Origin of the sequence: uncultured Campylobacter sp. (genome assembly GCF_937949835.1) — a bacterium.
Lineage (GTDB): Bacteria > Campylobacterota > Campylobacteria > Campylobacterales > Campylobacteraceae > Campylobacter_B.
The window spans coordinates 1-3,397 of record NZ_CALEDC010000037.1; the positions used below are offsets into that span (position 1 = coordinate 1).

Sequence of the window (3,397 nt, forward strand, 5' to 3'; positions counted from 1 at the left end):
GCTAACGAACAAATACGCCGAGGGCTATCCCGGCAAGCGCTACTACGGCGGCTGCGAGTTCGTAGACGGGATCGAACAGATCGCGATTGATCGCTGCAAAAAGCTCTTCGGCTGTGAGTTTGCAAACGTCCAGCCAAACAGCGGCAGCCAAGCCAATCAAGGCGTATATGCCGCGTTTTTGAAACCGGGCGAGAAAATTTTAGGCATGTCGCTTAGCCACGGCGGGCATTTGACGCACGGCGCGAAGGTTTCAAGCAGCGGAAAGATGTATGAGAGCTTCGAATACGGCGTGGAGCTCGACGGCCGCATAAACTACGATAAGGTGCTTGAGATCGCTCAGATCGTAAAGCCCAAGATGATCGTTTGCGGCGCAAGCGCCTATACGCGCGAGATAGATTTTGCTAAATTTAGACAGATCGCCGATAGCGTGGGCGCGTTTCTTTTCGCCGACGTAGCGCACGTCGCAGGTCTCGTCGTCGCAGGCGAACACACGAATCCGTTTCCGCACTGCCATGTCGTAAGCTCGACTACGCACAAGACGCTTCGCGGTCCGCGCGGCGGCATCATAATGACCAACGACGAGGAATTTGCTAAAAAGATCAACTCGGCGATCTTCCCGGGCATTCAGGGCGGCCCGCTAATGCACGTCATCGCCGCAAAGGCGGTGGGCTTTAAACACAATCTAAGCCCCGAGTGGAAGGTCTATGCCAAGCAGGTCAAGGCAAACGCTAGAGTTTTGGGCGAGACGCTGGTTAAGCGCGGCTTTGATCTAGTAAGCGGCGGCACCGATAACCATCTGATTTTGATGAGCTTTTTAAATAGAGATTTTAGCGGCAAGGACGCTAGCGCCGCGCTTGAAAATGCAGGCATTACGACGAATAAAAACACCGTGCCGGGCGAGACTCGCAGCCCGTTCGTCACCAGCGGTATCCGCGTCGGCAGCCCCGCACTTACGGCGCGCGGCATGAAAGAGAAAGAATTTGAGTTTATCGGAAATAAAATCGCCGACGTACTAAGCGACATCTCAAATTCCAAGCTTCAGGCGCAGGTTAAAGAGGAGGTGCGGGATTTGGCGCACCGCTTTATCATCTACGACCGCGCGATGTATTAAATTTAATAAATTCGGGTAAGCTTACCCGAATTATTTATTTCGTAAATTTTGCGTGGTAGAATTTACAAAGTAAATAATAATCTTAGGAGAGAGTATGAACGACAAAAATTTCGATATGAGCAGCATAGACGACATAGTGATCAATAGCGGCAATGTCGATAAGAACGCGAATTTGAAAAAGGGTCTTACCGTCGCAGCCGGCGTCGTAGTTTTATTCTTAATCATTTTAATCATAATGAAGGCTATTAATAAAGACGATATTGATACTAACGCAGGTCTTACTATGCCTAGTGAAGAAGAGCTTGCCAAAGCGGAGCAAAAGCCTGCCGTACAAGTTCAAAAGCCTGAGCCTTCGCAGCCTGAGCCTGTAGAGGTGAAATCAGAACCCAATACAGCATCTGCAGCTCCAACCAAAGTAGAGATAAAAACCCAAGAGCCTAATTCCGAAAGCAAGGTCGTCGCAAGCGCTCAGCCTGAAGCACAGAAAGTAGAAATCCAAAAGCCCGAAATCAAAGAAGAGCCAAAAAAATCCGAAGTTAAAATAGAAAGTAAAAAGATTGAGCCTAAAGACGAAGCCAAAAAGTCTGAAAAAACGGACGTAAAAAAGTCCGAGCCTAAAAAAGAGTCTGCAAAAGACGAGATAAAAAAAGAACCTTCTAAAACCGAAATTAGAAAAGTCGAGCAGAAAGTAGAGCCTAAAAAAGAACCTGAAAAACAAGCAAAAACAGAAGTTAAAAAAGAGCCTTCAAAAACGGAAGCTAAAAAGGAACATGCTAAAGCAGAGACCAAGAAAGAGCCCGCTAAGCCCGAGCCTAAAAAAGAAGCTAGCAAGCCAGAGTCTAAAAGTGAGAGCGTAAAGGCTGGCGTTGCAGCAAAGAGCACCAGCACCAGCGTGGCAAACGGCAGTTATGTGCAGGTTTTCGCATCAAATGCCTACGATCCAAACGGGTCTGACACTAAAAAAATCACTAAAAAAGGCTATAATCCGATCGCTCTGCAAACTCACGTCGGCAGCAAGAGCGTGACTAAAATTTTAGTTGGACCTTTTGAGGGCGAGGCGCTACAAAAGGCACTTAGCGATATGCGCAGCATCAATAGCGGAGCGTATATCTACCGAGTGAAATAGTGGATAGATTCGCGGTTTTCGGCAACCCGATCGCCCACTCTCTCTCGCCGCTACTTCATAATTACGCTATAAAATTTCTAGCCCTAGACGCCTACTACGGGCGAGTTTTGCTGCAGCGCGGCGAGGAGTTGCGCGCTAAATTTGAAGCTTTAAGGCTTACGGGCGCGAACGTGACCGTGCCTTTTAAGCTCGACGCATTTAAAGCATGCGACGTCCTAAGCGAGGCGGCGCAGAAGATCGGCTCGGTAAACACGCTAGTGCTAAAAGGCGACGCGCTGCACGGCTTTAACACCGATGCGCAGGGGTTTTTCTGCGCGATCTTGGGCTTTGGTGAGATTCGCAATGCGCTTATTTTAGGTGCGGGCGGCACGACGCGGGCAATTGGCTACGCTCTAGGCAAAAACGGCGTGAAATTTGACATTCTAAACCGCAGCGTAAAAGATTTTGACTTCGGCTGCGAGGAATTTTTTACCTATGAAAATTTCAAATCCAAAGACTACGATCTGATCGTCAATGCCACCGGCGCGGGGCTCAAAGATGACGCGCTGCCTGCGCCCGAGGGGGTAATAGATGAAATTTTATCCCGCGCAAAATTTGCTTTTGATGCGATCTACGGCAAGCAGACTCCGTTTTTACAAGCCGCGCGCGCAAAAAATTTGCCTGCAAAAGACGGCAAAGAGATGCTGATAAATCAGGGCGCGCTTGCTTTCAATCTCTTTTTCGGCGGTAAATTCGACCTAGCAGAGATTGTGGCGCTGATGAGCCATGCTGCAAATTTGCGCTAAATTGGCCTTTAGGCTTTTCAATTATCCGCCCAGTCTAATGAAATGCTTTAAATTTTGCGTCGAGTTAATTATACGTTCTTAAATTTTATATCGTATAGCTTTGGGCGTTTGATTTTAAAATTCTTACGTCTGCTTCGTATTAATTTGTCTACAAAAAATTCTATTTAAAATTGCTACGAATTAGGCATAAAGATGCTTGGTAAAGTCTCGCGTATTTTTCTGCTCGTTTCTTGATATATTCTATTCTAAAATTTTATATGACGAATCTAAACTAAAATTTTGTGCAGTTTAAGTAAAATGTGATCTGTTGTGAATTATACGGTAAAACTTTACTTGAGCAAGATGGCGCAAGACCGAGGCGTTTATTAAAAAGAT

The 3,397-nt window shown here is 46.7% G+C and carries 3 protein-coding genes; all 3 read left to right on the forward strand.

Translation table 11 applies throughout. The features are described from left to right. The coding region (locus Q0256_RS00825; RefSeq protein ID WP_297959151.1) for a serine hydroxymethyltransferase at positions 1 to 1,111 on the forward strand (1,111 nt) is incomplete at its 5' end. A gap of 94 nt (positions 1,112 to 1,205) precedes the next feature. Beyond that, complete coding sequence (locus Q0256_RS00830; RefSeq protein WP_297959153.1) at positions 1,206 to 2,237, forward strand: hypothetical protein; 1,032 nt, start codon at positions 1,206 to 1,208, stop codon at positions 2,235 to 2,237. Beyond that, a complete protein-coding gene (locus Q0256_RS00835) occupies positions 2,237 to 3,022 on the forward strand; it encodes a shikimate dehydrogenase (protein WP_297959155.1) in 786 nt (261 codons plus the stop codon). Before Q0256_RS00830 ends, Q0256_RS00835 begins: the two co-directional genes overlap by 1 nt. Positions 3,023 to 3,397: the final 375 nt, after the last annotated feature.

What these genes read in the sequence shown, in the direction of transcription:
- Q0256_RS00830 (WP_297959153.1), top strand. Translation starts at nt 1,206, where the DNA reads ATGAACGACAAAAATTTCGATATGAGCAGCATAGACGACATAGTGATC.